General features: G+C 41.4%; 21 protein-coding genes. 16 read left to right on the top strand and 5 right to left on the bottom strand.

Annotated features, from left to right (window positions below; all coding sequences use genetic code 11):
• Window positions 1-15: 15 nt before the first annotated feature.
• The gene (locus AAC851_RS09695) at window positions 16-1386 is read right to left on the bottom strand and encodes a phosphomannomutase CpsG (protein WP_340600820.1); all 1371 of its coding nucleotides are present in this window, start codon (window positions 1384-1386) and stop codon (window positions 16-18) included.
• Between the two features lie 248 nt (window positions 1387-1634).
• Window positions 1635-2840, bottom strand: coding sequence for an amino acid aminotransferase (locus tag AAC851_RS09700; RefSeq protein ID WP_340600821.1), 1206 nt, complete (start codon window positions 2838-2840; stop codon window positions 1635-1637).
• Between the two features lie 710 nt (window positions 2841-3550).
• Between AAC851_RS09700 and AAC851_RS09705 the strand changes: the two genes are divergently transcribed.
• The 11 genes from AAC851_RS09705 (at window position 3551) to AAC851_RS09755 (ending at window position 15655) form a co-directional block, all read left to right on the top strand.
• A complete protein-coding gene (locus tag AAC851_RS09705; protein ID WP_109441945.1) occupies window positions 3551-4261 on the top strand; it encodes a GntR family transcriptional regulator in 711 nt (236 codons plus the stop codon).
• Complete coding sequence (prpB, locus tag AAC851_RS09710) at window positions 4254-5135, top strand: methylisocitrate lyase (RefSeq protein WP_340600822.1); 882 nt, start codon at window positions 4254-4256, stop codon at window positions 5133-5135. The genes AAC851_RS09705 and prpB overlap by 8 nt, the downstream gene beginning before the upstream one ends.
• A 135-nt stretch (window positions 5136-5270) precedes the next feature.
• Entirely contained in the window at window positions 5271-6428 is a 1158-nt protein-coding gene (prpC, locus tag AAC851_RS09715) for a bifunctional 2-methylcitrate synthase/citrate synthase (protein ID WP_100834177.1), read from the top strand.
• Entirely contained in the window at window positions 6428-9046 is a 2619-nt protein-coding gene (gene acnD, locus AAC851_RS09720) for a Fe/S-dependent 2-methylisocitrate dehydratase AcnD (RefSeq protein ID WP_340600823.1), read from the top strand. Before prpC ends, acnD begins: the two co-directional genes overlap by 1 nt.
• Window positions 9047-9126: 80 nt before the next feature.
• Window positions 9127-10944 carry a hypothetical protein gene (locus AAC851_RS09725; RefSeq protein ID WP_075316411.1) on the top strand — a complete coding sequence of 606 codons (1818 nt, stop codon included), beginning with the start codon at window positions 9127-9129 and terminating at the stop codon, window positions 10942-10944.
• 154 nt (window positions 10945-11098) lie between these two features.
• On the top strand, window positions 11099-11242 hold the full coding sequence (locus tag AAC851_RS09730; RefSeq protein WP_075316410.1) for a zinc ribbon-containing protein: 144 nt from the start codon (window positions 11099-11101) through the stop codon (window positions 11240-11242).
• A 181-nt stretch (window positions 11243-11423) separates the two neighbouring features.
• Complete coding sequence (locus AAC851_RS09735) at window positions 11424-12311, top strand: DMT family transporter (RefSeq protein ID WP_125502558.1); 888 nt, start codon at window positions 11424-11426, stop codon at window positions 12309-12311.
• 748 nt (window positions 12312-13059) lie between these two features.
• On the top strand, window positions 13060-13839 hold the full coding sequence (locus AAC851_RS09740) for a 4-hydroxy-tetrahydrodipicolinate reductase (RefSeq protein WP_125502556.1): 780 nt from the start codon (window positions 13060-13062) through the stop codon (window positions 13837-13839).
• Window positions 13840-13990: 151 nt separating this feature from the next.
• A complete protein-coding gene (locus AAC851_RS09745; protein WP_125502554.1) occupies window positions 13991-14656 on the top strand; it encodes an RluA family pseudouridine synthase in 666 nt (221 codons plus the stop codon).
• 22 nt (window positions 14657-14678) lie between these two features.
• Window positions 14679-15164: a GNAT family N-acetyltransferase gene (locus AAC851_RS09750; RefSeq protein WP_125502552.1), complete on the top strand. Its 486-nt coding sequence runs from the start codon at window positions 14679-14681 to the stop codon at window positions 15162-15164.
• A gap of 125 nt (window positions 15165-15289) precedes the next feature.
• Window positions 15290-15655, top strand: a complete 366-nt coding sequence (locus tag AAC851_RS09755; protein ID WP_004637429.1) for a ribonuclease E inhibitor RraB — start codon at window positions 15290-15292, stop codon at window positions 15653-15655.
• A gap of 47 nt (window positions 15656-15702) precedes the next feature.
• On the opposite strand, the gene AAC851_RS09760 is transcribed toward AAC851_RS09755, so the two are convergent.
• A complete protein-coding gene (locus AAC851_RS09760) occupies window positions 15703-17793 on the bottom strand; it encodes a TonB-dependent siderophore receptor (protein WP_125502550.1) in 2091 nt (696 codons plus the stop codon).
• A 154-nt stretch (window positions 17794-17947) separates the two neighbouring features.
• Entirely contained in the window at window positions 17948-18415 is a 468-nt protein-coding gene (locus tag AAC851_RS09765; protein WP_004637431.1) for an Lrp/AsnC ligand binding domain-containing protein, read from the bottom strand.
• A gap of 137 nt (window positions 18416-18552) precedes the next feature.
• On the opposite strand from AAC851_RS09765, the gene AAC851_RS09770 reads away from it, so the two are divergent.
• The 4 genes from AAC851_RS09770 to AAC851_RS09785 all read left to right on the top strand — a co-directional run bounded on the left by AAC851_RS09770 (window position 18553) and on the right by AAC851_RS09785 (window position 22948).
• The gene (locus AAC851_RS09770; RefSeq protein ID WP_125502548.1) at window positions 18553-19809 is read left to right on the top strand and encodes a D-amino acid dehydrogenase; all 1257 of its coding nucleotides are present in this window, start codon (window positions 18553-18555) and stop codon (window positions 19807-19809) included.
• 24 nt (window positions 19810-19833) lie between these two features.
• Complete coding sequence (gene alr / locus AAC851_RS09775; RefSeq protein ID WP_340600824.1) at window positions 19834-20937, top strand: alanine racemase; 1104 nt, start codon at window positions 19834-19836, stop codon at window positions 20935-20937.
• Window positions 20938-20963: 26 nt separating this feature from the next.
• Window positions 20964-21323 (top strand): RidA family protein, encoded by a 360-nt coding sequence (locus AAC851_RS09780; protein WP_125502544.1) that lies wholly within the window; start codon window positions 20964-20966, stop codon window positions 21321-21323.
• A 200-nt stretch (window positions 21324-21523) separates the two neighbouring features.
• Window positions 21524-22948 carry an amino acid permease gene (locus tag AAC851_RS09785; RefSeq protein WP_171057124.1) on the top strand — a complete coding sequence of 475 codons (1425 nt, stop codon included), beginning with the start codon at window positions 21524-21526 and terminating at the stop codon, window positions 22946-22948.
• A gap of 72 nt (window positions 22949-23020) precedes the next feature.
• Here AAC851_RS09785 and AAC851_RS09790 read toward each other — a convergent pair whose 3' ends face one another.
• On the bottom strand, window positions 23021-23902 hold the full coding sequence (locus AAC851_RS09790) for a LysR family transcriptional regulator (RefSeq protein WP_004637436.1): 882 nt from the start codon (window positions 23900-23902) through the stop codon (window positions 23021-23023).
• Window positions 23903-24067: 165 nt separating this feature from the next.
• Here AAC851_RS09790 and AAC851_RS09795 point away from each other — a divergent pair, with 165 nt between their 5' ends.
• Entirely contained in the window at window positions 24068-25585 is a 1518-nt protein-coding gene (locus tag AAC851_RS09795) for a CoA-acylating methylmalonate-semialdehyde dehydrogenase (protein ID WP_340600825.1), read from the top strand.
• Window positions 25586-25593 lie beyond the last annotated feature (8 nt).

The following is a 25593-nucleotide window of genomic DNA, read 5'->3' on the forward strand; positions in this document are numbered from 1 at the left end:
TTTTTAATTCTTAGATTACCCTTGAATCAGTGCAGTTAGCTCATCCACATAACTTTGCATTGGCTGTGGATTTCGATCTGCACGGCTTTCGATATTCAGTCGAAGTAATGGTTCTGTATTTGACGCACGAACATTTAAACGCCATGCACCGAAATCCAGACTCACACCATCGGTACGATCAATCTGTGGATTTTGGTCTGCATAATGATCAAAGATCTTTTGAACCGTTGCTTGCGTGTCTGCTACTTTAAAATTGATTTCTCCGCTACATGGGAACTTGGCAATCATATTTTCCACGAGTGTCGAAAGAGATTGCCCTGTTTCTGAGAGTAGGGCAATGGTGAGTAACCAAGGAATCATACCGCTATCACAATAAGCAAAGTCGCGGAAATAATGATGAGCGCTCATTTCCCCACCGTAAACTGCATTGTGTTCACGCATCACATCTTTAATAAAAGCATGCCCAGATTTTGATTGTACCGCAACGCCTTGATATTGATTGACAATATCAAAGGTATTCCAGACTAGACGTGGGTCATGCACGATTTTCTCACCTGATTGCTTGATCAGGAAGGCCTGTGCCAATAAACCGACGATGTAATAGCCTTCGATAAACTGCCCTTTTTCATCAAACAGGAAACAACGATCAAAGTCACCATCCCAAGCAATGCCCATATCGGCTTGATGTTGCAGTACGGCATTACGGGTGCTGTCACGGTTTTCAATCAGAATCGGATTCGGAATACCATTTGGGAAAGTACCGTCTGCTTCATGATGAATTTTAATAAATTCAACTGGAATATTGAGTTGCTCGAATTTTTGTTCAATGGCATCAATCACATGACCTGCTGCGCCATTGCCTGCATTTACCACCAGCTTGAGTGGTTTGATTTTTTGAGGGTCGATATAGGTTAATAAATGCTCGACAAACTCTGGCAGAATATTATAGTTTGCAGTTGTACCTTTTTGCTCAACTTCGGTAAAAGCACCTGATTCAGCGAGTGCTTGGATGTCTTTTAATCCTGTATCAGCACTGATTGGGCGTGCATTTTCACGAACCAATTTCATGCCATTGTAGTCCATCGGATTATGGCTGGCGGTCACTTCAATTCCGCCTTGTACATCAAGATGGAAAGCGCCGAAATAAACTTCTTCAGTACCCGTCATGCCTAAATCGAGAACATTGACACCTGCATCATTCAGACCACGAATGGTTGCTTGCTTTAAGCCTTCACTACTCAGACGGATGTCACAACCAATCACTACTTTTTTAGGTTGATAGATTTGTCCGTATGCACGACCAATTTTATAGGCGATTTCTTCATTCAGTTCTGTACCTAATTTTCCGCGAATATCATACGCTTTGAAGCAAGTTAGTTGAGTCATTTAAAAGAGCTGTTTGTAGTTTATCAATGTGTTGAAGTATACAAAGACAAAGCGTAATTGAACATTGATTGATACAGAATTAAGCAAAGAGAAAGTCTTATTTTTAGGTGGTTGAGCGTTTCTCATTTCAATCACTCTTAGCTTAGAAAATAAAAAAGGTTGTTTCACGTGAAACAACCTTTTTTTGATCCATAAAATCTCCCTTTTAAAAGGGAGATGAGGAGCGATTATAGCTCCGCAAGGGGATGTTAAGCTGATTTTGCTAGAACTTCAGCCATCGCTTTGGCAACTTTATACACATTGTTCATGTTGAGACCTGCAACGCAGATACGACCACTGCGCACAAGGTAAATTGCATACTCTTCACGCAGTGTATCGACTTGTTCGCCTGTCAAACCTGTGTAGCTGAACATGCCTTTTTGGTTTACAAGGTAGCTAAAGTCACGGTCAGGAAGCGCTTTCGTCAACTCATCTTTTAAGATGCTACGCATTTTGATAATACGCTCGCGCATCTCTTTCACTTCGCCTTGCCATTGTTGATTTAGATTAGCGTCATTGAGCACTTGATCAACCAACCAGGCACCAGTTGTTGGTGGGCTAGAGTAGATACGACGTACCGTTGCTTTTAACTGACCGAATGTGCATTGTGCTGCTTCAGCATCGTCACATACGAAAGTTAAACCACCAACACGCTCACCATAAAGTGAGAAGATTTTAGAGAATGAGTTGCTGACGATGAAGTTCAAACCAGCTTGGTCTAAAGCACGAATCGCATAAGCATCTTGTTCCATACCATCGCCAAAACCTTGGTAAGCGATGTCGAGGAATGGGATGAGGTTACGCTCTTTTAATACCGCAATCACTTGATCCCACTGTGCTGGATTTAAATCCGCACCTGTCGGGTTGTGACAGCAAGGGTGTAACAACACGATGCTTTGTTCAGGCAAAGTTTTTAATGTCGACAACATGCCATCAAAATCAACGCCACGTGTTTCTGCATCGAAATATGGATAGAAGTTGCTCTTGATGCCCGCACCGTTGAAAATCGCAACATGGTTGTCCCACGTTGGTTGGCTCACCCACACTTCTGAATTTGGGAAATAGGTTTTTAAAAAGTCTGCACCCACTTTTAATGCACCTGAACCACCCAGTGTTTGAATGGTTGCAACACGACCTTGTTGAATTGCAGGGCTATTTGCACCAAACAATAATGCTTGAATCGCATCACGGTAAGGTTTGAAACCTTCCATTGGAAGATAAAGTTTGGTTTTATCATTTTTAGGTGCAATACGTTTTTGCGCTTCGATAATGGTATCGAGCTGTGGAACGATACTGTCCTCGTTGTAATATAAACCAATACTTAAATTAACCTTTTCAGCACGTGAATCAGCATTAAACTGTTCCATTAACGAGAGGATTGGATCGCCTGCATAAGGTGGGATATGTTGAAACATTAACAATGTCCTTTTATTCAACAAGGTGCATGGATGTGTCTTGTGGAGCATGACTCCAGATGCCCAATAATGTACCAATAAAGCGATGATGAAGCACGCTGTTATTTACATTTCTAGTGTAGGGCCTGTTGACATTTCACAGATGCTTGCGACAGAGGACATTTTTTAGACGGTACAAGGCATGTTTAGCGAAATTTAGTTATTCTAAATGAGCGAAACATAACACAGTAACGACAAAAAATGTTCCTGTCCCGCAGGGTTATGGCTAAAACCTCCCTAAACTGCGTTATGAAACTTGACAAGGGAAGGCCATTGCCTGCGTTTCATGCCTTGTTTATGTTGTTTTAGCCAATAACGCAATGCATGGCTGAAATATCAACAGACCCTATTATTTACTTACAAAAATTCGTAGCAAAGTGCTCGATTATAAGGATTGTCTACAATCAAGCTGTCATACCATGGTCTTAGGATAAAGCCTAGTCAAAGTCAAAAAACGGAATAATCTAAATCAAAGAATAAAAAATTCATGCTATTAACCTATTGTTATGTAATGAAATTATTTATGATTTCCTCTATTTATCGTGTGTTGTAAATGTTGTATCTAGATTATAGGGTTGACTGAGCAAGTCTATTTTATTGTCGACAATCCTATTGCATTATTTGTATTATCTCGTTATAAAATCATCAAAACTGTAGAGATTGTCGACAATATGCAAGATACCCTTGTTCCACAAGATATAAGCACGAGTCAGGGAAGAACACTGACGGAACACGTATTTAAGCAAATTCAATCGGCGATTGTATTAGGACAAATTCCTGCGGGCAGTAAGATTTCTGAACCTGAGTTGGCGCGTATTTATGGGATCAGTCGAGGTCCATTGCGTGAAGCGATTCATCGTCTGGAAGGACAGAAATTGGTTGAGCGTACGGCCCATGTGGGCGCGCGAGTTGTTTCTCTTTCTCTACAACAGTTTCAAGAGCTTTACCAAATTCGTGCTTCACTTGAAGGCTTAGCCTGTAAGTTGGCTGCACAGCATATTGATAAAAAACAAATTTTAGCATTGCGTGATGTACTGCGAATGCATGCTGAAGATGAAAACTTTAAAGCAGGTAAGGGTTATTACTTACAAGAAGGTCAAGATGATTTCCATTACTGCATTATTAAAAGCAGTGGTAATAAAACCTTAGAAAAAATGTTATGTGATGAGCTGTATCACCTCATCCGTATGTACCGAATTCAATTTTCAAACACCCCAAATCGACCGAGCAAAGCTTGGGACGAACATATCCGCATTTTAGATGCGATCGCAGAAGGTGACGGTGAACTTGCCGAAATGCTAATGCACCGTCACATCAATGCATCTTACAAAATTGTTGAGCAAACATTGCTGCAAACCCAAGGAGAACATCAACATGGCTAAATCTGCTGGTCAGCTATTCCGCGACGCGGTCGCAAATGAAAAACCATTACAAGTGGTGGGTGCGATCAACGCCAATCATGCATTGTTAGCAAAACGTGCAGGCTATAAAGCAATTTATTTGTCAGGTGGTGGTGTTGCCGCAGGTTCGTTAGGTTTACCTGACTTGGGGATTAGTAACCTTGATGATGTATTGACGGATGTACGCCGTATTACTGATGTCTGTGATCTACCATTATTGGTTGATGTTGATACAGGTTTTGGTGCTTCAGCATTCAATATTGCACGTACCACTAAATCAATGATTAAGTTTGGTGCGGCAGCGATGCATATCGAAGACCAAGTGGGCGCAAAGCGTTGTGGACACCGTCCTAACAAAGCGATCGTGACGCAACAAGAAATGGTTGATCGTATCAAAGCGGCAGTGGATGCACGTACGGATGAAAGTTTTGTGATTATGGCGCGTACTGATGCACTTGCAGTTGAAGGCTTACAAGCAGCAATTGATCGTGCAGGCGCTTACATCGAAGCAGGTGCGGATATGTTATTCCCTGAAGCGATCACTGAACTGGCAATGTATAAGCAATTTGCAAATGCAACCAAAGTACCTGTATTAGCAAATATTACTGAGTTTGGTTCTACACCATTATTCACGACTGAAGAATTGGCTTCTGCGGATGTGAGCATTGCGTTGTACCCACTTTCAGCATTCCGTGCGATGAACAAAGCAGCGGAAAATGTGTATGTGACTTTGCGTCAAGAAGGCACACAGAAGAACGTTGTTGACACCATGCAAACCCGTCAAGAATTGTATGACCGCATTAACTACCATGCGTTTGAACAATATCTTGATGCATCGTTTGAAAAAGCAAAATAAGAAATCCCCCTAAATCCCCCTTTTCAAAGGGGGACTTCCCTCCCTTTGGAAAGGGAGGTGAGGAGCGGTTGTAGCTCCGCAAGTGGGATTTCAGAACTCATAATTCACATAGAAAGAACAGAAAAGGACAATCTTATGAGCAGTAATGAAACTCCAACAGGCTTCAAGCCAAAAAAATCAGTTGCGTTAAGTGGTCAAGTTGCAGGTAACACAGCACTTTGTACCGTAGGTCGTAGTGGTAATGACTTGCACTACCGTGGTTATGACATTCTAGACCTTGCAGTTGGAAGCGAATTTGAAGAAGTTGCACATTTGCTTGTACATGGCAAACTGCCAAACAAAGCTGAGTTGAAAGCGTATAAAGCAAAACTGAAAGCACTTCGTGGCTTACCAGCAGCATTGAAAACTGCACTTGAGCAGTTACCACCATCTGCACACCCTATGGACGTGATGCGTACAGGTGTATCAGTTTTAGGTTGTTTAACGCCTGAACATGAAGATCACAATGAAGCGGGTGCAAAAGACATCGCTGATAAATTGATGGCAAGCTTGGGTTCAATATTGTTGTACTGGTATCACTTCAGCAACAATGGTCGTCGTATCGAAGTTGAAACCAATGATGACTCAATCGCTGCGCATTTCTTACATCTACTGCATGGTGAAGCGCCATCGGAAGAATGGATTCAAGCCATGCATACGTCTTTGATTCTGTATGCAGAGCATGAGTTCAACGCATCTACATTTACTTCACGTGTTGTTGCAGGTACAGGTTCAGACATGTATTCAGCAATTACTGGCGGTATTGGTGCATTACGTGGTCCAAAACACGGTGGTGCGAACGAAGTTGCATTCGTGATTCAACAACGTTATGACAACGCTGACGAAGCAGAAGCAGACATCCGTAGCCGCGTAGAGAAAAAAGAAGTGATCATTGGCTTTGGTCACCCTGTTTATACGATCTCTGATCCACGTAACGAAGTGATCAAGAAAGTGGCGCGTGATCTTGCTGAAGCGCAAGAGAACACCAAAATGTACCTCATTGCTGAACGTTTAGAAGCAGTGATGAAAGAAGTGAAGAACATGTTCCCGAACCTCGACTGGTTCAGTGCGGTGAGCTATCACTTGATGGGTGTTCCAACAGCAATGTTCACTCCATTATTCGTGATTGCACGTACAGCTGGCTGGTCAGCACACGTGATTGAACAACGTCAAGACGGCAAGATCATTCGCCCAAGCGCGAACTATACTGGCCCTGAAAACTTAGAATTTAAACCATTGGCGGAGCGTGGTTAATGACAAATCAATACCGTAAACCGCTGCCAAATTATCAAGGTAATACCCAGCTCGAATACTATGACGTGCGTCAAGCCGTTGAAGATATTCAGCCAGGCGCATATGAAACTTTGCCATACACATCTAAAGTGTTGGCAGAGCAGCTTGTACGTAAAGCTGATGCAGAAAACTTAACTGATTATTTAAAGCAATTGATTGAACGCCGTCAGGACATGGATTTTCCTTGGTATCCTGCACGTGTGGTATGTCATGACATTTTAGGTCAAACAGCACTTGTCGACCTTGCTGGTTTACGTGATGCGATTGCTGACAAAGGTGGCGATCCTTCTAAAGTGAACCCAGTAGTTCCAACGCAGTTGATCGTGGATCACTCTTTGGCAGTTGAATATGGCGGCTTTGATCCTGACGCGTTTGAGAAAAACCGTGCAATCGAAGATCGTCGTAACGAAGACCGCTTCCACTTTATCGAGTGGACGAAAACCGCATTTAAAAATGTCGACGTAATCCCTGCGGGTAACGGTATCATGCACCAGATCAACTTGGAGAAAATGTCTCCAGTGATTCAAAACCGTGATGGCTTGGCTTTCCCTGATACTTGTGTGGGTACAGATTCACATACACCACATACCGATGCGCTTGGCGTGATTTCAGTCGGTGTTGGTGGTTTGGAAGCTGAAAATGTAATGTTGGGTCGCGCATCGTGGATGCGTCTGCCAGACATCATCGGTGTTGAGCTGGTGGGGCAGCGTCAAGCTGGCATCACGGCTACTGATATCGTATTGGCACTCACTGAATTCTTACGTAAAGAACGCGTAGTTGGTGCATACCTTGAGTTCTTCGGTGAAGGCGCAGACACCATGTCGATTGGTGACCGTGCAACCATCTCGAACATGACACCTGAATACGGTGCAACGGCTGCGATGTTCTACATCGACCAAAATACGATTGATTATTTACGCCTGACAGGTCGTGAAGATGCACAAGTGGCATTGGTTGAGCAATACGCAAAAGAAATCGGTCTTTGGGCATCGGATATGACCAAAGCGCAGTACCCACGTGTACTCCGTTTCGATCTTTCAACAGTCACTCGTAACATTGCAGGTCCATCAAACCCACATGCACGTGTATCTACTGCTGACTTGAAAGAAAAAGGTATTGCAGGTGTTGTTGAAAACCGTACTGATGGTTTAATGCCTGATGGCGCAATCATCATTGCTGCGATCACGTCTTGTACCAATACCTCAAACCCACGTAACACCGTGGCAGCAGGTTTATTGGCACGTAAAGCCAATGAACTTGGTTTAGTACGTAAACCTTGGGTGAAATCTTCATTTGCACCAGGTTCTAAAGCGGCTGCACTTTATCTTGAAGAAGCTGGCGTACTCAAAGACCTAGAGAAACTTGGTTTTGGTATCGTGGCATATGCATGTACGACGTGTAATGGTATGTCAGGTGCGCTTGATCCAGTGATTCAACAAGAAATCATTGACCGTGATTTGTATGCGACAGCGGTACTTTCGGGTAACCGTAACTTCGATGGTCGTATCCATCCTTATGCAAAACAAGCGTTCTTGGCATCGCCTCCACTTGTTGTCGCGTATGCGATTGCAGGGACAATTCGTTTTGACATCGAAAAAGATGCACTGGGTACAGACAAAGACGGTAATCCAATTTACCTGAAAGACATCTGGCCATCTGATGCTGAAATTGATGCACTGGTAAAAGAAGCTGTGAAGCCTGAACAATTCCGTAAAGTCTACATTCCAATGTTTGACCTCGGTGAAGTTGAGCAAGCGGAAAGCCCACTTTACGACTGGCGTCCTATGAGCACTTACATCCGTCGTCCGCCGTATTGGGAAGGGGCGTTGGCTGCACCACGTACTTTGACCAACATGCGTCCGCTTGCAATTTTGGGCGATAACATCACGACTGACCATTTATCGCCTTCCAATGCGATCATGATGGATTCGGCTGCAGGTGAATACCTACACAAAATGGGCGTACCTGAAGAAGACTTCAACTCATACGCGACACACCGTGGTGACCATTTGACAGCACAACGTGCAACATTTGCCAACCCGAAATTGTTTAATGAAATGGTGGTTCGTTCAGACGGCACGATTAAACAAGGTTCAAAAGCGCGTGTAGAGCCTGAAGGCGAAGTGATGCGTATGTGGGAAGCGATTGAAACTTACATGAACCGTAAGCAACCGTTGATTATTGTTGCAGGTGCGGATTATGGTCAAGGTTCAAGCCGTGACTGGGCAGCGAAAGGTGTTCGTCTTGCAGGTGTTGAAGCAATCGTGGCTGAAGGCTTTGAGCGTATTCACCGTACTAACTTAGTGGGTATGGGCGTGTTACCGCTTGAGTTTAAACCAGGTGTGAACCGTAAGACGTTGAAGTTAGATGGTACTGAGCTATATAGCGTGATTGGTAATATCTCACCGCGTTCGACTTTGACTTTAGTGATTGAACGTTCAACTGCTGATGGTAAAGAAGAAATTCTTGAAGTTCCTGTAACTTGCCGTTTAGATACAGAAGAAGAAGTTTCTGTATATGAAGCGGGCGGTGTATTACAGCGTTTTGCACAAGACTTTTTAGAAGGTCAAGTGGCTTAAGACTTTAGCTAAAAGTAATTGATATTGTTTAAAAGAAGCCCTACTTTAAAGTGGGGTTTTTTATAGAGAAAGGTGAGAATATGCCTGATAGATTAGATTTAACAAAAAATGTACAGTTTTATAAGACTAATGGCGGTTTAAATGACAACATCATTTCAGATGTTTTAAATGAAGCTGTTTTAAATCAAGAGAAAGACTCAAAATTTATAATTGATGTTTATCGAGATATAAAGGTTACACCTGAAAATATTGAATACAAAATAAGTATTAAGGTTTTTCCAACAGTAAGACCTGTATATTTTCTTAATGATGATAGTGTTAAAGATAGAATATATGCTTTTATTACTATAATTGAATTAGATGATTATTTGGTGATATTAAGTAAAAGTTGTTCAGGATTTTCACAAGTATTAAAGGAAAAATTCGAATTAATTCAAACTCAAGAGTTAAGTAAGTTGTTGGGTGAAAGTGTTGAGTTCCAAAAAATGTCACTTCGGAACATGACTGTGTCTGATAAAGCTGTGCGTAGTCGCTCGCTTGAGGCAGCAAACTTAAAGGGAACATTACCAACACATGCTGCTGGTCGCTCAATCCCGTCACACATAAAAGTAAGAGATGGGGGAAGTATAAAGTCGATTTCAGGAACTGGAAGATTAGTTGAGTCATCTGCTAGACAGCCAATTGATAGTATAGTTAATTGGGCTAACTTACAGATACAGTTGTTTAAGACTTCTAGTCAAAATGATTTTTTGTCGTTGTTCGCAAAAAGAGTTCACTTAAGAGAAGTACTTGAAAATACAAGTCCTTCATCATTATTAATTGATATTGGTCAGATTGTTGATAGGGTATTTAGTGGTCAAATAAAGCTTAAGTATGAACTTTTAAAAATAGAAGTATTGGACGGTAAGAAAAAACGTTCAAAGAAAACTATTGATCTATCTGAGAGATTTCAAGATAAGCTACTCACTAAACTTGAAGAGGTTTATGAAATTGATTCAGATCTAAAAATTATTGGCTTTGAAGATAACTCAAAATTAAGAGTTAATAAAAATACATTATCATTATTTACGAAAAGTATATTAAGAAAAATAAAAGTTGAAGAAAATAATAAGTCAGAAAGTTTTATGTCATATATAAATCGAAAAGGATTGTTTAGTGTAACTTTTGGTGATCCAAAATATATGTATTTTATGGATAGTTGTTTTGAAGATAGATCAGGGATATCTGAACTAGATAGTATTCTTGAAATGTTAGTGCCACAAAAGGATATTGAAAACGTTAAGTCGGAGAAAGGGTCTTTTAAAGATACTCATACAGCTTTTGATAGTGACTCTATGTTTGGCTTTATAGAAAATATATTTGCGAGTGAAGATTATATTTTTTGTGATGATTTAGGTGATGAGTGGGCTGATCACATAACTTTGAATTTGAATGAGTTCAGTATTAATTTTATTCATTCAAAATATTTAAATAAAACTACGAACTCTGCAAGTAAATTACATGATGTTATAGGTCAGGGAATTAAAAATTTAGGTAATATGCATTTTTCTAAAGATCAAATATTGAATAAGTATAACTCTACTTTAGTAGGGTATTATAAAAGTGGAAAGGATAGTGAGGGAGAGGCTGGAGTTCAGACAGTGATTAGTCGGATCCGTAAAGAAAAAACTGATTTCAACTTTGATATAGAAAGATTGTTAAAAAGTCATAAGTTACATAGAAAATGTATTCTGGCTTGCTCTTTTATTTCTAAATCAAAAATAAAGGCAGAATTCGAAAAAATAAAGGAAGGAAAAAAAGTTCGAGGTCACATCATTCAATTCTTATGGATTTTATCTTCTTTTTCTCATGCAGCTAAAGATGCAGGCGTTATCCCATTAATTTATTGTGCCGCTTAAGAGATAGAGAGGAGTCAAAGCTTGGTAAGATGAAAAATATCTAAATTCCATCTTTAACTTTTCCGCCACCACCATTTGTCATAAAGGTCAATAAATAATCAAAACTATCACGCTATAGTATATGAACCATTTCTAAAATCTATGGAGAACAAAGATGGTTACTGCTGGTGAAAAACCTGGAACAGGTTTCTATTTTTGTGTCCAATGCGGACATCGCGTTTATTTAGAAATTGGTACTGATCGTTTACCTCCGTGTACCAAATGCCTTGGCAATCAATTTAACAGTAAGATTGCTTAAGCCGCAGACACCAAACAGTTATCCGCTGTTTTGAAGAAAGCCCTATCACTCGATAGGGCTTTTTTGTGAGTGAAAATAAGAGAGCGAGCTATATCAGCAAACAATTTATTCAACGCAAAGCTCGAAAAATTACAATGAAACGAGTAAATTACATGCATATTTTAAGTGCCCATCCGCCTATATGACATTTACTTGGATTCTATTCACCCTGATGGCTGCATTTATGCAGGCATGGCGCAATGCATTTCAAAAACAACTCAGTACCACAGTCGATGTTTATGGCACGACACTGGCAAGATTTCTATTTGCACCGATTTTTGCCTTTAGTTATTTGGCTTTTCTCTATAACCAACAACCTGTGACGAGCGAAGTCAGCTTCACCCATAAATTTTGGTTCTATGTGGTGATTGCTGGGGTGAGCCAAATCTATGCAACCGCTTTAATGGTCAAATTATTTCAACAAAAGAACTATGCCATTGGGGTCGGACTTGCCAAAAGTGAAGCAATCTTAGCGGCATTGGTTGGTGTGTTGTTCTTACAAGAGCATTTAACTGCATGGGGATGGGTAGGCGTTTCGATTGGTGCAGTGGCAGTATTTTTACTGAGTAAAGGACGGCAACACACCGAACTTTCAATCAAAACACTCATGATTGGCTTAGGCAGTGGTTTATGTTTTGCGATTACTTCATTGTTAGTCCGTGAAGCCAGTTTAGAATTCGGTATGTTGCCATTTCTCCATCGCGCAGCGTGGGTACTTTGTAGCTTGATCAGCTTTCAATGCATCATTATGTTGATATATCTCGGGATTTTTAGCCGTCAGACCTTATATAAAATGTGGCAACGATTGGGGCTCACTTTCAAAGTCAGTGTTTGCAGTTTCCTTGCTTCATTGGGTTGGTTTAGTGCAATGAGTATGCAAAGCGTTGCGATTGTGAAAACGCTCGGTCAGATTGAGATTTTATTTAGCTTACTGATCTCAGCATTTTTCTTTAAAGAAAAATTAGCGAGAACAGACCACTTGGGCTTATGGTTGGTGATCGTAGCTGCGATTATGGTGATTTGGGCATAATTTTCATGCCTAAATGAAAAAATACACATGTAAATTTGAATATATCGGAATATAAATCTCATATTTTTATTGGCTGTGGGAAATATTTCCAATATTTAAGCATTGATTAGAAATTGTTTCTAAAAACATAAAAAATCTTTTGGTTTTTAGCAAAACAATCCCACCTCGATCTGCCTAAACTATGTCTCAAGGGTGTGAAAGGGATCGAAAAGAGTAGCATGCACCGATGCTTACAAAGCAAGTGTGTACGAACCCAGAAGGTCTCGATTCGGCTTAGGACGCTATAGATCAAAAGTTTATAGGCAAAGGTTATGGCTTACAAAGTCATAGGTGTTGAAGTAAACAACATGTTTTCCCTTGATACCCTCAAAATTCTGAAACTAAAAACTAAAAACTAAAAACTAAAAACTAAAAACTAAAAACTAAAAACTAAAAACTAAAAACTAAGCCTCCCTTCATTCTAATTTCTTCATCTTTGTTCAATATAAATCATTGATTATACAAAACTTCTATTGGCTACATATAATGTGACACTTTAATAAGTTTATTATTTTCAAATAGTTATATTATATAGACTCATTTTTAACATGCTTTACTTGATTGACAGTGTCAAACTGAGTTGCTAGTTTGAGCCTGACTTTGGTGTTTTGGAGGGTATTTACACAATTTATGAGATGAATCTTGGTATCTGATAAATCTCGATTGGGGGATGTTGGGAAGCCCTCAAATGCATGAAAGGACAATTCAAATGAAAGTGGGTATTATTGGCTTTGGTAAAACAGGCCGTGCAGTTGCATCAGTATTATTAGAGTCGAAAAAGACCAATTTACAATGGGTTATCCGTCAATCAAAACAGTTGGAACAGCAGTCGGTTGCTGATTTCTTGGGAATAGAATCCGATGAACCTAGCCATATTTTTTCAAAAGATGAATATTCTATAGCTGCACTTTTAGATCGTTATCCAGTTGATATTATTGTTGATTTTTCCTCAAAAAATGGCTTGGATTACTATGCTGAGGAAGCGGCGAGACGCGGTATCACGATTATCAGTGCGGTATCTCAATATCCTGAACAGCGAATTCAACAACTAAAACAGCTTGCAACTCAAACTTGTGTCTTACATTCACCTAATATTACTCTTGGGATCAATTTTGTCATTCTTGCAGCAAAGATTTTGAAAAATATTGCACCAGAGACCGATATTGATGTGATTGAAGAGCATTTTAAGGCAAAACCTGAGGTTTCAGGTACAGCCAAAGTCATCACAAGAGAACTTGATCTGCCTGAAGACAGCATTAAATCAGTACGTGCAGGTGGGATTGTGGGAGTGCATGAAATTTTATTCGGTTTTCCATTTCAAACGGTGCGACTCAAACACGAATCCATCACCCGTGAAGCCTTTGGTAACGGTATTTTATTTGCCATCGAAAACCTAAAAGATAAACCGAAAGGGTTTTATAATATGGAGGCATTATTATTGCCTTTTTTCAAATTGGATGATCAGCCTGAATTACAGGTTTTGACCTAATTAAATCAATTTAAATTCAGTTGAATAAGCTGTGGTTTCACGTGAAACCTCAACCAGATCTTTGCTTATTTGGTAGAAGAAATGCTTTTGCGGTATTGCCTAAATTTCTTTATGATTTGCGCTGATTTTCTCTTTGACTATTTTGATCTACATGGCGCTAAACGACAATTTTATTTACACACCACCGCAGCAACCATTAGAAATCCTCTATGAAGATGATGATTTGGTTGTGGTGAATAAACCCGCGGGTTTGTTGTCGGTTATGGGGCGCTTACCAGAGCATCAAGATAGTGCTTATTTACGTGTGTTAGAAAAATATCCATCTGCCAAAGTGACGCATCGTTTGGATATGGCAACATCAGGTTTATTGATGTTTGCCAAACATCGTGATGCGGAAGTGGCAGTCAGCAAAATGTTTCAGGCACGGACAGTCAAAAAATATTATGAGGCATTGGTACAGGGAAAGATTCAAGCTGAGGGCAGTGTCGAGGTGCCACTGATTACCGATTGGGAGAATCGCCCACGTCAGATGGTTCATTTTGAATTGGGCAAACCAGCGAAGACCCTATACCAATCGTTGCATTACGATGCAGAAACGGATCAGAGCCGCGTTCGTTTAGAGCCAGTGACAGGACGCTCACATCAGCTACGCGTTCATATGATGCATATTGGACACCCGATTATGGGGGATAAATTGTATCATCCCGAACCTGCCAAATTTCATTTGAAACGAATGGCCCTCCATGCGGCGTATCTGGCTTTTCAACATCCTTTTCATCAGCAAGACATAGAAATTCACGCTGAGGTAAGATTCTAGGACTTCGCCAAAAGGAGCAATCATGTATCCAGTCCAACGTCGTACTTGGCTTGAGTTGACAGAACTGCAACAAGCACAGCTTAAGTCGCTTTTGTTTGCAGCTGATCCGGATTGGGCTGTGATCTCGACTTATCTGTTGCAGGCAGATATTTTTGTGATGATAAATGAGCAAGATCAAATTATTGCTCAGCTTTGTTTGATTCAAAATGTAGATCAAGCCGAAATAAAAAATCTTGCGGTTGATCCAAGTCAGCAGGGACAAGGTTTAGCCAAGACCTTGATTTTGTATGTGGTTGGCGCTTTTCAGCAGTCTAGCATTCACACTTTATGGATAAAAACGGGCAACTCTAGCCTTGATCAATTGGCGCTGTATCAAAAATGTGGTTTTCGTATGTCCCATATCGAGCGCAATGTCTTTCAAAACTATCCCGAACCTATTTTTGAAAACGGTATTCGATGCTTGGATCAAGTGGTGCTGTCAATCGAATATGATCTTCAGACAAACTAATTTATGGGGATCATTTGGCGGGGGCGTTCGCTACAATTATTATATTGATGCGTCTAAAAACTGACATAAAAATAGGTTAATCTATAGCCAAACATTAACTAGACAACATAACAAAGGATATTCTTATGACACGCGATTATGACCAATTTCCAGATGATGATAATGGCAATGTACTGTGGCAAATGGTTGAAGATGGGAATGACCTAAGTGAGCCGCATGAGGTTGAATTTTCAATCGTGTTTGAAAAACAAGAACAGGTTGAAAAATGTGCCCTGCATCTTTTACACCAAGAACAAAAAATCTCCCTCTATCAAGAAGAGCTACATTCAGATGGTTCCGATATGTGGGTGTTAAATGTACACGTCAATATGATGCTGGAATATGAAGATATTGCTGATCTAGAAGAGTGGATGGTGCGTATCGCACAAGAGTTTTCAGGTGAGTACGATGGGTGGGGTTGTATGAGCTATATCTATGATGAAGATGAATAAACATGGATAAAATGTGACTCAGCCCTCAGTGGGCTGAGTCACATCGATTAAAACTTGAATTGTGACGATACTGAGGCATTCAAAGGTTCACCCGGTTGAACCCATACATCACTATAACTCGAAACATAATAGGTCTTATCAAACAGATTGTTCAGGTTGAACTGATAACGCTGACGATCTGATGGGGCGTAATAGGCATTTAAATTTACCAAGGTATAACTCGGTAAATTAAACCCATTATCCAGATTATGACCACTACGCTCACCGACATAGCTTAGGTTGGCACCGACACCTGCTTTCATTGCAGCTTGTTGTAAAAATTCATAGTTGGTACTGATTGAAGCTTGGTGTTTGGGAATATTGCTCAAGCGTGCGCCTTTGACCAGATCTTGGTCTTTCTTGATTTTGGCATCGGTATAGCTATAGTTGGCATTGAGTGACCAGCGATCTGTGAATTGGCTGTTGAAGTCCAGTTCAACACCTTGACTGCTGACTTCACCTGCAGCCGTTTGAAAACCATTGTCGATTGGATCTGTGGTTAGCACGTTCTGCTTTTGCATTTTAAATAAGGCAATACTCAGCAGGCTGTGGTCATTGATTCGATATTTACTTCCAATTTCATAGCTTTGACCTTTTTCTGGGGCAAAGTTCTCACCATTGTGGTCCATACCACTGTTCATCGCAAATGAACGACCATAGTTACTATAGAATGACCAGTGATCTGATGCTTTGAAATTGACACCAAGGCGTGGACTGGCTTGGTTAAGGTTTTGCTTATGCTGAGTTTGTTTTAGGTGATTTTCAAAGTTTTGTTCGACTCGATCAAAGCGAGTACCCAGCAAGATGCTCCATTGATCATTAAAAAACATCTGATCTTGTAGATTAATGGCGAAATAGCGTTGTCGCTCATCGATCTTGGTAAAGGTCGCGAGACTTGGCAGAGATTGCCCATAGTGAGGCTGATAAATATCAATGGTATTTGGGTGATCGGCACTATGGTTACGACGTAATTGATATTGGCGATAATCCAATTGTCCCAATTCTGTAGAAATAACGACTTCATGACGTGCCCATGACGTGTCTAATTTTCCAAGTAATTCGGTTTGTGCCAGCACATCTTCGCTTTGATAATCACGATAGCGACGTTGGCGCTCCAAAGTACGTCCATCGGCTTGTACACGTCGCGGTTCGGTGGAGAATCCAACCATTTGCGCATCTTTATAACTGAGCGCACTGTTAAGCTTCCAAGCATCATTAAATTCATGGCTTAAACGCAATTGATAAAAATGGTCTTTTACCCGCATGTCACCATCCCGTGGCTCACCTGTGAAGGTTTTCGGATTCATCACAAACTGTTTCTGAACAGTACTTACTCCGCGATCAAATGTACCTAAATGTTGGGTAAATTCGCTGTCAAAATCGAGTTGGGTCTGGTCTGAGATTTTCCAGGTGAGTTGGGGTGAAAAGAACCAACGTTCACTACTAACATGATCACGAAAACTTTGATTGTCTTCATGGGCGACGGCAAAACGATAAGCAAGCACATCATTGATTGGTGCCGTATGTTCAAGGCTAATGCGATATTGTTCTTGGCTATTGGCGCGAAGGTTGATCTGGCTTTGGCTTTCCCATTCAGGCTTTTTACTGTTGATATTGAGTAATCCACCTGTTTCTCCACGACCGTAGAGTGCAGCCATCGGTCCTTTGAGGAAATCCAATGATTCGATATTGACCATATCTTTCGGTGCACTTACCCCGCGATTGACACTTAAACCATTGCGAATGGTTGCAGCACCGAGATTTGGATCACTACTAAAACCTCGAAAGGAGTAATTATCCCAAAATCCACCGCCATAATTATTTTGATGAAATACACCGCTGACCAAGGTCAAGGCATCGTCTATGCGTTGCACATCTTGTTGTTCGAGCACTTGTTGAGAAATAAATGAACGGTTAAAGGGGATGTCGAGAACATCGTGGGAGAACTTGGTTCCGCTGCTATTTTGCTGCAGATCCTGTTGGGTTGTATCTGCTTGAATACGAATGGTTTCAAGTACTGTGGTACGATCTTCAGCCCATGTGATTGTTGATAAAAAACTAAACCCCAAACAAGACCAAAATCCAAGTGTGCGTTGCATAAATCATCAACCAAAGAAAGACAAAAAATAATTATGTAATGGTATAACATTACATTGAATTTTGAATCTTTTTTTAAGCGTTCTTTAGAAAAAATATGTCAGCGGTTACAGTTCATGAACGCCGTACGTACTTTATGGATTGGGGGCGTGGGCTTTACTTGCTTACATCTAAATAGAAACTTTCCTTGACCTCTTCCATGACCACATAGCTATGTGAGGATGCTGAAGCAGGTAGTTTTTTTAATAAGTCACCTAATAGTCGGCGATAGGCACTCATTTCTTTGAGTCGTGCTTTCACTAGATAGTCAAATTCACCAGAGATGAGATGGCACTCAAGCACTTCTGGAATATCAACTAAATCGCGTGCGACTTGATCAAACACATCACCTGACTTGGCTGAGAGTTTAATTTCTAAAAATACCAATAAGCTACGCTCGACATGAGCGGGATTGAGTCGAGCATAATAGCCCATGATGATGCCTTCACGTTCTAATCGCTTTACACGCTCAGAACAGGGCGTGGTAGACAGATTGACACGGGAAGCTAATTCACTAATTGCAATCCGTCCTTCGCGTTGCAAAATATCTAAAATCAAGCGATCAATACGGTCTAATTTACGCATAGATTATTTCCTTTTATTTTAATTTTTTCGCGACAAATCGATTAAATTACCTAGATTATACCTATAAAAACAGTCAAAAAAACTATTGGAGCAAAAATATACTAGTTAAATAAACTAGTGGACGAGAGGGACCTATTATGCGCGTTATCGTTTTAGGAAGTGGTGTGATTGGTGTAGCAAGTGCTTACTATCTTGCGCAACAAGGTGCCCAAGTGACTGTGCTTGATCGTCAGTCTGGTCCAGCAAAAGAAACCAGCTTTGGTAATGCAGGACAAATCTCGCCAGGATATTCAACCCCATGGGCAGCACCTGGTATTCCATTTAAAGCCGTGAAATGGATGTTTCAACATCATGCACCGCTTGCCATTAATATCGATGGTAGTATGTGGCAGTTACAGTGGATGGCACAAATGCTGAAAAACTGTAATCCACAAAGTTATGCAGTCAATAAAGAGCGCATGATGCGTGTGGCTGAATACAGCCGTGATTGTTTGCGTCAACTGAGAAGCGAAACAGGTATCAACTACGAAAATCGTTCCAAAGGTACCTTACAAGTATTTCGTAATGATGCACAACTTGAAGCAGTGCAACGAGACATCCAAGTCCTGAAAGAATGTGGTGTCGATTTTAATTTACTCAACGCAGAAGAACTCGGTAGTGTTGAACCTGCGTTGGCACACACCGATAAATTAGTAGGCGGTTTGCATTTGCCAAATGATGAAACGGGTGACTGTTATTTATTCACCAATGCTTTGGCAAAAGTGGCGCAAGACCTAGGCGTTGAATTTAAATTCGATCAAAACGTTGAGCAATTGATAGTTGAGGGTGATGAAATCAAAGGTGTGCTGGTCAATGGCGAGGTTTTAACAGCTGACCGTTTCGTGCTTGCCTTTGGTAGTTATTCGCGTGACTTCCTAAGACCATTGCAATTGAATCTTCCTGTTTATCCTGTCAAAGGTTATTCATTGACGATTCCAATTGTTGAGCCAAAATTTGCACCGCAATCAACGGTTTTGGATGAAACGTATAAAGTTGCGATTACGCGTTTTGACCAACGTATCCGTGTGGGTGGTATGGCGGAATTAAGCGGCTTTAACTTGGGCTTAAATGATGATCGTCGTGCAACTTTGGAAATGGTGACACAAGATTTATTCCCAGGTGGTGATTTACAACAAGCTTCATTCTGGACAGGTTTACGTCCAATGACGCCAGACAGCACACCGATTATTGGTGCAACCAAATATAAAAACCTGTTCTTAAATACGGGTCATGGCACTTTAGGTTGGACCATGGCATGTGGTTCAGGAAAATTGATCAGCGATCTAGTAATGAATCATCGTACCGAGATTAGTACCGACGGTTTATCGATCCAGCGTTATTCACACGCGGCATAATTTTAAGCTACAAGGAAGTTGATTATGCCTCGTCCAATTACTGCGATCATTCATACTCAGGCTTTACGCCAAAATCTTGAACTATTGAGAACGACTGTCCCAAATAGCAAGGTGTTTGCGGTGGTCAAAGCCAATGCCTATGGGCATGGAATCGAACGCGTCTATGATGCCTTTAAAACAGCGGATGGCTTCGCCTTACTCGATATTGAGGAAGCCAAACGTTTGCGTGCATTGGGTTGGAGAGGTCCAATTCTGTTACTGGAAGGGATTTTTTCACCCCAAGATTTATTTGATTGTGCTCAATACCAACTCAGTTTCACGGTGCATAGTGAGCATCAAGTTGAATGGTTACAACAGCATATCTATCCTGCCCAGTTTGATATTTTCCTCAAAATGAACAATGGTATGAACCGTTTAGGGTTCAAACCACAGCAATATCGCCAAGTGTGGCGACATCTTCAGCGTCTTAATAACGTCACAAAAATCACTCATATGATGCATTTTTCTGATGCGGATGGGGAGCGTTTTGGCCAAGCTGGTGTGGACTATCAACTGACAGAATTCGAGACGCATATTCAAGATTTACCTGGTGAGAGATCGCTCAGTAATAGCGCCGCCATCCTTCGATACCCGACACAACTCCACTCCGATTATGTCCGTGGCGGCATCATGCTTTATGGCAGCTCGCCTGATTTCCCTCAGCACAGTATCCAAGATTGGGGACTTGCGCCAACCATGAGTTTGCGTAGTGAACTGATCGCAATCCAGCAGCTAAAAACCAATGAAAGTGTGGGATATGGCTCAAGTTTTGTCGCTGAGCATGACATGAGTATCGGCATCGTTGCTTGTGGTTATGCAGATGGTTATCAGCGTATTTCCCCGACAGGTACGCCTATTTTAGTTAATGGTATACGTACCCGTACCATTGGGCGAGTCAGTATGGATATGTTGGCAGTGGATTTGGCTCCCGTACCGAACGCTGAAATTGGTAGTGAAGTTGTGCTTTGGGGAGCTTCAGCAACAGGAAGTATTTTACCCATTGATGATGTTGCAGCAGCCTCAGGCACAGTCGGTTATGAACTGATGTGTGGGGTGACTGCACGTGTCAAATTTATCAATCAAGACTAATATCTAACAAGGCGAAGGAAGTCATCATGTCTCATTCTGATATTCAGAAAATCAACTCGACCGAAGTGATGAGTGCAGTCACTGTTTTTAACAAAGTGGTGTATTTATCAGGACAAGTCCCTAAAAATCCAGACTTAGATATTGAAGGGCAGACTCGAGATATTCTCGCAACGATTGAGCAGCTTCTCGATTCGGCAAATACCGATAAATCACGTCTATTGTCTGTTCAACTGTTTCTAAAAGATCTCTCAGATTTCCCGACAGTCAATGCGATCTATGTCGATTGGTTAAAAAGTTGTGTTGCACCTTCTCGTGCCACGATTCAAGCGGATTTGGTCAATCCAAATTGGTTAATCGAAATTGCAGTGATTGCAGCACAAAAATAAAGCAAACAGAGATCGTTTTGCTTAAATAATATAAAAAAAGATGAAAAGTAACGTATTTGTTGTAGATAAAACAGCAGCAGATGCGTATTTTCTTGCAATGAATATGCGTCCGCCATTTTAAAAGAGAGCGAATTTTCGCAACAAAATAAAAAGGCTGGCGCATACACGAATAAGAAAAAGGGAACTTTTTTATGACGGTTATGCAACAGCATCCAAATGATCAACATGCGCCAAATGATTTACAACGCAAACTTTCCAATCGCCATTTACAACTGATCGCCATTGGTGGTGCGATTGGAACAGGCTTGTTTATGGGGTCAGGCAAAACCATTTCCTTAGCAGGCCCTTCGATTCTGTTTATTTACATGATCATCGGGACCATGTTTTTCTTTTTGATGCGGGCACTGGGTGAGTTGTTACTTGCCAATTTACAGTATAAATCTTTTGTGGATATGGCGCATGATTTGATCGGACCATGGGCAGGGTACTATATCGGCTGGACCTATTGGTTGGGTTGGGTACTGGTCGGAATTGCGGATTTGGCCGCAGTCATTAATTATCTTGGTTTCTGGTTACCTGAAGGTGTGTCATTTACGCCGATGGGACAAGCATTGATTAGTGCGGGTTGTGTGCTGTTTGTGCTGGGACTTAATTTGTTGACGGTACGTTTATTTGGTGAGATTGAGTTTTGGTTTGCCTTGATTAAAATTTTAGCGATCATTGCCTTGATCGGCGTCGGTGGCTATATGATTTTTAGTCACTTCCAAGCGCCTGAAGGTGCGGTAGCATCATTAAGTAATGTTTGGTCGCATGGAGGCATGTTCCCTAAAGGTTTGGATGGCTTCTTGGCTGGTTTCCAAATTGCGGTTTTTGCCTTTGTCGGGGTAGAGTTAGTGGGAACCACTGCGGCTGAAACCAAAGATCCGCATAAGAATCTTCCAAAAGCCATTAATGCGATTCCGATTCGAATCATTTTGTTCTATGTTTTGGCACTGTTGGTGGTGATGGCTGTTACGCCGTGGGATAGTATTCGTGCGGATAAAAGCCCATTCGTGGAATTATTCCTGAATGCAGGGATTGTTACTTCTGCAATTATTATGAATTTGGTGGTGTTATCGTCGGTGATGTCATCCATGAACAGTGGTGTATTCTCGACCAGCCGAATGTTGTTTGGTTTATCTAAAGATGGTCAAGCACCTGCGGCATTAGGACGTTTATCGAAGAAAGCAGTACCTGCCAATGGACTGTTTTTTTCCTGCGTTTTTATTATGGGGGGTGCAGTACTCCAGTATTTCGTACCGAATACACTGGAAGCATTTACCTTGGCGAGTGCTCTGTGCGTGATTTTATTCATCAGTGTATGGAGCCTGATTATGGTGTGCTATATCCGCTACCGTAAATTGCGCCCTGAATTACATGTGCAGTCGAATTTTAAAATGCCAGGTGGCGTTTGGATGTCCTATCTGGTGATTCTCTTCTTGCTATTTGCCTTGGTGATCTTGGCACTTGAACCTGATACCTTGAAAGCATTGTATGTCAGTCCATTGTGGTTGTTGATTCTGGCTGCAACATATCAGTTGGTGTACAAACCACGATTACGGAAACTTCAACGAGAATTGGTATAAAACAGTCTCAAGTCCTACATTTTGAGAGCTAGTCTAAGAGACTGGCTCTTTTTATATCTGCTATTTGAATCGTTAATCAATCAGCAAATGCTGGTATTGATCGGCTTGTTTGCGTAAGTAATCCCAAACCAGTTTAATCCGTGGTTCATGTTGTAAATCAACGAATGTCAGCATCCAAAAGGTATGGTTAAAACGAACTTGTTCAGCTAACACGGTTTCAAGCTCAGGTTTATCATCTGCTAGAAACTTGGGTAATATGGCTAACCCTGCGCCAGCACTCACCGCAATTTGCTGTGCCAAAATGCTACTACTGCGAAAATTTGCAGTGAGTTTTAAGGGTAAGCGTTCTAGACAATACAGCTCAGGGCTATAGACCAAATCATCAATATAATTGACAAAACGATGTTGGGTTAAATCTTCTAAACGACGAATGGGGGGAGTGTTGGCTAGATAATTTTTACTGCCGTAAATTTTTAAACAATAATCTGACAAGCGCGTGATGATATAAGGACCAGATGTGGGACGTTCAATCGAGACCACAATATCGGCTTCACGATGCGAAAGCTTAATCATTTTCGGCACCGGAATTAGGTCGATGGTGAGCAGAGGATATCGAATCGAAAACTCCGCCAGCAGTCGTGCAAGAAATGCAGTCCCGAAGCCTTCAGGTGTGCCAATTCGCACACGACCTTGCAAGGGTTGATGTGGTTTTTCAATCTGAAGAAAGGCTTGTTCCATTTGCTCTACCTGAGGAACGAGTGCTAAACCTTCAAACGTCAGTTCATAGCCAGAAGCTTCCCGTTTGAATAAAGTCGTCCCTAAAGCCAGCTCCAATGCCTGAATTCGTCGAGCAACCGTACTGTGCTCGACGCCAATGATGCGTGCCGCACTGGTTAAGGTTTTGGTTCGTGCCAGAACCAGAAAAAACTGTAGATGATCCCAATCCACTTTCATTGTTATTGTGTCCCTTGTGCATATTTGCACACCAATCGTGCATTAATTTGCGTTGGTGGTCAAAGATTTGTTTGCTAGTCTCAACCAAAGGTTAAAAAAAGAAAATACGACGAATCGCTATTTTCAAACATCTGAACACAATAAAAATAGGCCTATGGAGAGGTTATGAATACAATCCAGAAAATCGAGCTGGACACGGCTAAGTTGTTGATCAATGGACAGTTTGTCGAGTCTGAAACCCAACACTGGCAAGATATTGTCAATCCTGCGACGCAGGAAGTGATTGGTCGCGTGCCTTTTGCAACGGTTCAAGAGGTTGATGCTGCGATTCAAGCTGCACAAGATGCTTTTGCCACTTGGCGTCAAACGCCAATTCAAGCGCGTATGCGCATCATGCTGAAGTTGCAAGATTTGATTCGTGCCAACATGAAAGAGATTGCTAAAGTATTGACCGCTGAGCAAGGTAAAACCTTAGCCGATGCAGAAGGTGATATCCAGCGTGGCTTAGAAGTGGTTGAGCACGCTTGTTCTGTCGGTACTTTGCAAATGGGCGAGTACATCGAAGGCGTAGCACGCGGTGTGGATACCTATACTTTGCAACAGCCATTGGGTGTTTGTGCGGGCATCACTCCATTTAATTTCCCAGCCATGATTCCATTGTGGATGTTCCCGATGGCGATTGTTTGTGGCAATACCTTCGTACTCAAACCCTCTGAACAAGACCCATTAACCACGATGATGTTGGTCGAACTTGCGATTCAAGCAGGTGTACCTGCTGGTGTGTTGAATGTGGTTCATGGTGGCAAAGAAGTAGTCGATCGTCTCTGTACACATCCACACATTAAAGCGATTTCCTTTGTCGGTTCAACTGCGGTGGGTACTCATGTGTATAACCTCGCAGGGCAACATGGTAAACGTGTGCAATCGATGATGGGTGCGAAAAACCATGTGGTGGTGATGCCTGATGCCAACAAAGAACAAACCCTCAATGCTTTGGTCGGTGCGGCTTTTGGTGCAGCAGGGCAACGTTGTATGGCACTCTCAGTTGCTGTGATGGTGGGTGAAAGCAAGCAATGGGTTCAGGAGTTGGTGGAAAAAGCCAAAACCTTGAAAGTCAATGCAGGACATGAACCGAATACAGATATCGGACCTGTCATTTCTCAACGTGCCAAAGCACGTGTGATTGATTTGATTAATAGCGGTGTCGAGCAAGGTGCAGAGCTACTACTCGATGGTCGTGATGTGCAAGTTAAAGGTTATGAGTCAGGTAACTTTGTTGGCGCGACTATTTTTAATGGTGTGACCACAGACATGCGCATCTATAAAGAAGAAATCTTTGGCCCTGTATTGGCAATTATTTCTGTTGATACTTTGGAAGAAGCGATTGAGCTGATCAATGCCAATCCATTTGGTAACGGTGTTGGGCTATTCACTCAAAGTGGTGCGACAGCACGTAACTTCCAAAACTTGATTGATATCGGTCAAGTGGGGATCAATATTCCAATTCCTGTGCCTGTGCCATTCTTTAGCTTTACAGGTTCGCGTGGTTCAAAGCTAGGTGATTTAGGTCCTTATGGTAAACAGGCGGTACAGTTCTATACGCAGACTAAAACCATTACCAGTCGTTGGTTTGAAGATAGCCATGAAGTTGGCAGTGTAAATACCACCATTAGTTTACGTTAAGGGAGAAT

The organism is Acinetobacter sp. HZNU-JH01 (assembly GCF_037996845.1).
Lineage (GTDB): Bacteria > Pseudomonadota > Gammaproteobacteria > Pseudomonadales > Moraxellaceae > Acinetobacter > Acinetobacter haemolyticus.

What these genes read in the sequence shown, in the direction of transcription:
- AAC851_RS09770 (WP_125502548.1), top strand. Translation starts at nt 18,553, where the DNA reads ATGCGCGTTATCGTTTTAGGAAGTGGTGTGATTGGTGTAGCAAGTGCT.
- AAC851_RS09795 (WP_340600825.1), top strand. Translation starts at nt 24,068, where the DNA reads ATGAATACAATCCAGAAAATCGAGCTGGACACGGCTAAGTTGTTGATC.
- AAC851_RS09755 (WP_004637429.1), top strand. Translation starts at nt 15,290, where the DNA reads ATGACACGCGATTATGACCAATTTCCAGATGATGATAATGGCAATGTA.
- AAC851_RS09700 (WP_340600821.1), bottom strand. Translation starts at nt 2,840, where the DNA reads ATGTTTCAACATATCCCACCTTATGCAGGCGATCCAATCCTCTCGTTA.
- prpB (WP_340600822.1), top strand. Translation starts at nt 4,254, where the DNA reads ATGGCTAAATCTGCTGGTCAGCTATTCCGCGACGCGGTCGCAAATGAA.
- AAC851_RS09695 (WP_340600820.1), bottom strand. Translation starts at nt 1,386, where the DNA reads ATGACTCAACTAACTTGCTTCAAAGCGTATGATATTCGCGGAAAATTA.
- alr (WP_340600824.1), top strand. Translation starts at nt 19,834, where the DNA reads ATGCCTCGTCCAATTACTGCGATCATTCATACTCAGGCTTTACGCCAA.
- AAC851_RS09725 (WP_075316411.1), top strand. Translation starts at nt 9,127, where the DNA reads ATGCCTGATAGATTAGATTTAACAAAAAATGTACAGTTTTATAAGACT.
- AAC851_RS09740 (WP_125502556.1), top strand. Translation starts at nt 13,060, where the DNA reads ATGAAAGTGGGTATTATTGGCTTTGGTAAAACAGGCCGTGCAGTTGCA.
- AAC851_RS09735 (WP_125502558.1), top strand. Translation starts at nt 11,424, where the DNA reads ATGACATTTACTTGGATTCTATTCACCCTGATGGCTGCATTTATGCAG.
- AAC851_RS09765 (WP_004637431.1), bottom strand. Translation starts at nt 18,415, where the DNA reads ATGCGTAAATTAGACCGTATTGATCGCTTGATTTTAGATATTTTGCAA.
- AAC851_RS09790 (WP_004637436.1), bottom strand. Translation starts at nt 23,902, where the DNA reads ATGAAAGTGGATTGGGATCATCTACAGTTTTTTCTGGTTCTGGCACGA.
- acnD (WP_340600823.1), top strand. Translation starts at nt 6,428, where the DNA reads ATGACAAATCAATACCGTAAACCGCTGCCAAATTATCAAGGTAATACC.
- AAC851_RS09750 (WP_125502552.1), top strand. Translation starts at nt 14,679, where the DNA reads ATGTATCCAGTCCAACGTCGTACTTGGCTTGAGTTGACAGAACTGCAA.
- AAC851_RS09745 (WP_125502554.1), top strand. Translation starts at nt 13,991, where the DNA reads ATGGCGCTAAACGACAATTTTATTTACACACCACCGCAGCAACCATTA.
- prpC (WP_100834177.1), top strand. Translation starts at nt 5,271, where the DNA reads ATGAGCAGTAATGAAACTCCAACAGGCTTCAAGCCAAAAAAATCAGTT.
- AAC851_RS09760 (WP_125502550.1), bottom strand. Translation starts at nt 17,793, where the DNA reads ATGCAACGCACACTTGGATTTTGGTCTTGTTTGGGGTTTAGTTTTTTA.
- AAC851_RS09705 (WP_109441945.1), top strand. Translation starts at nt 3,551, where the DNA reads ATGCAAGATACCCTTGTTCCACAAGATATAAGCACGAGTCAGGGAAGA.
- AAC851_RS09730 (WP_075316410.1), top strand. Translation starts at nt 11,099, where the DNA reads ATGGTTACTGCTGGTGAAAAACCTGGAACAGGTTTCTATTTTTGTGTC.
- AAC851_RS09785 (WP_171057124.1), top strand. Translation starts at nt 21,524, where the DNA reads ATGCAACAGCATCCAAATGATCAACATGCGCCAAATGATTTACAACGC.
- AAC851_RS09780 (WP_125502544.1), top strand. Translation starts at nt 20,964, where the DNA reads ATGTCTCATTCTGATATTCAGAAAATCAACTCGACCGAAGTGATGAGT.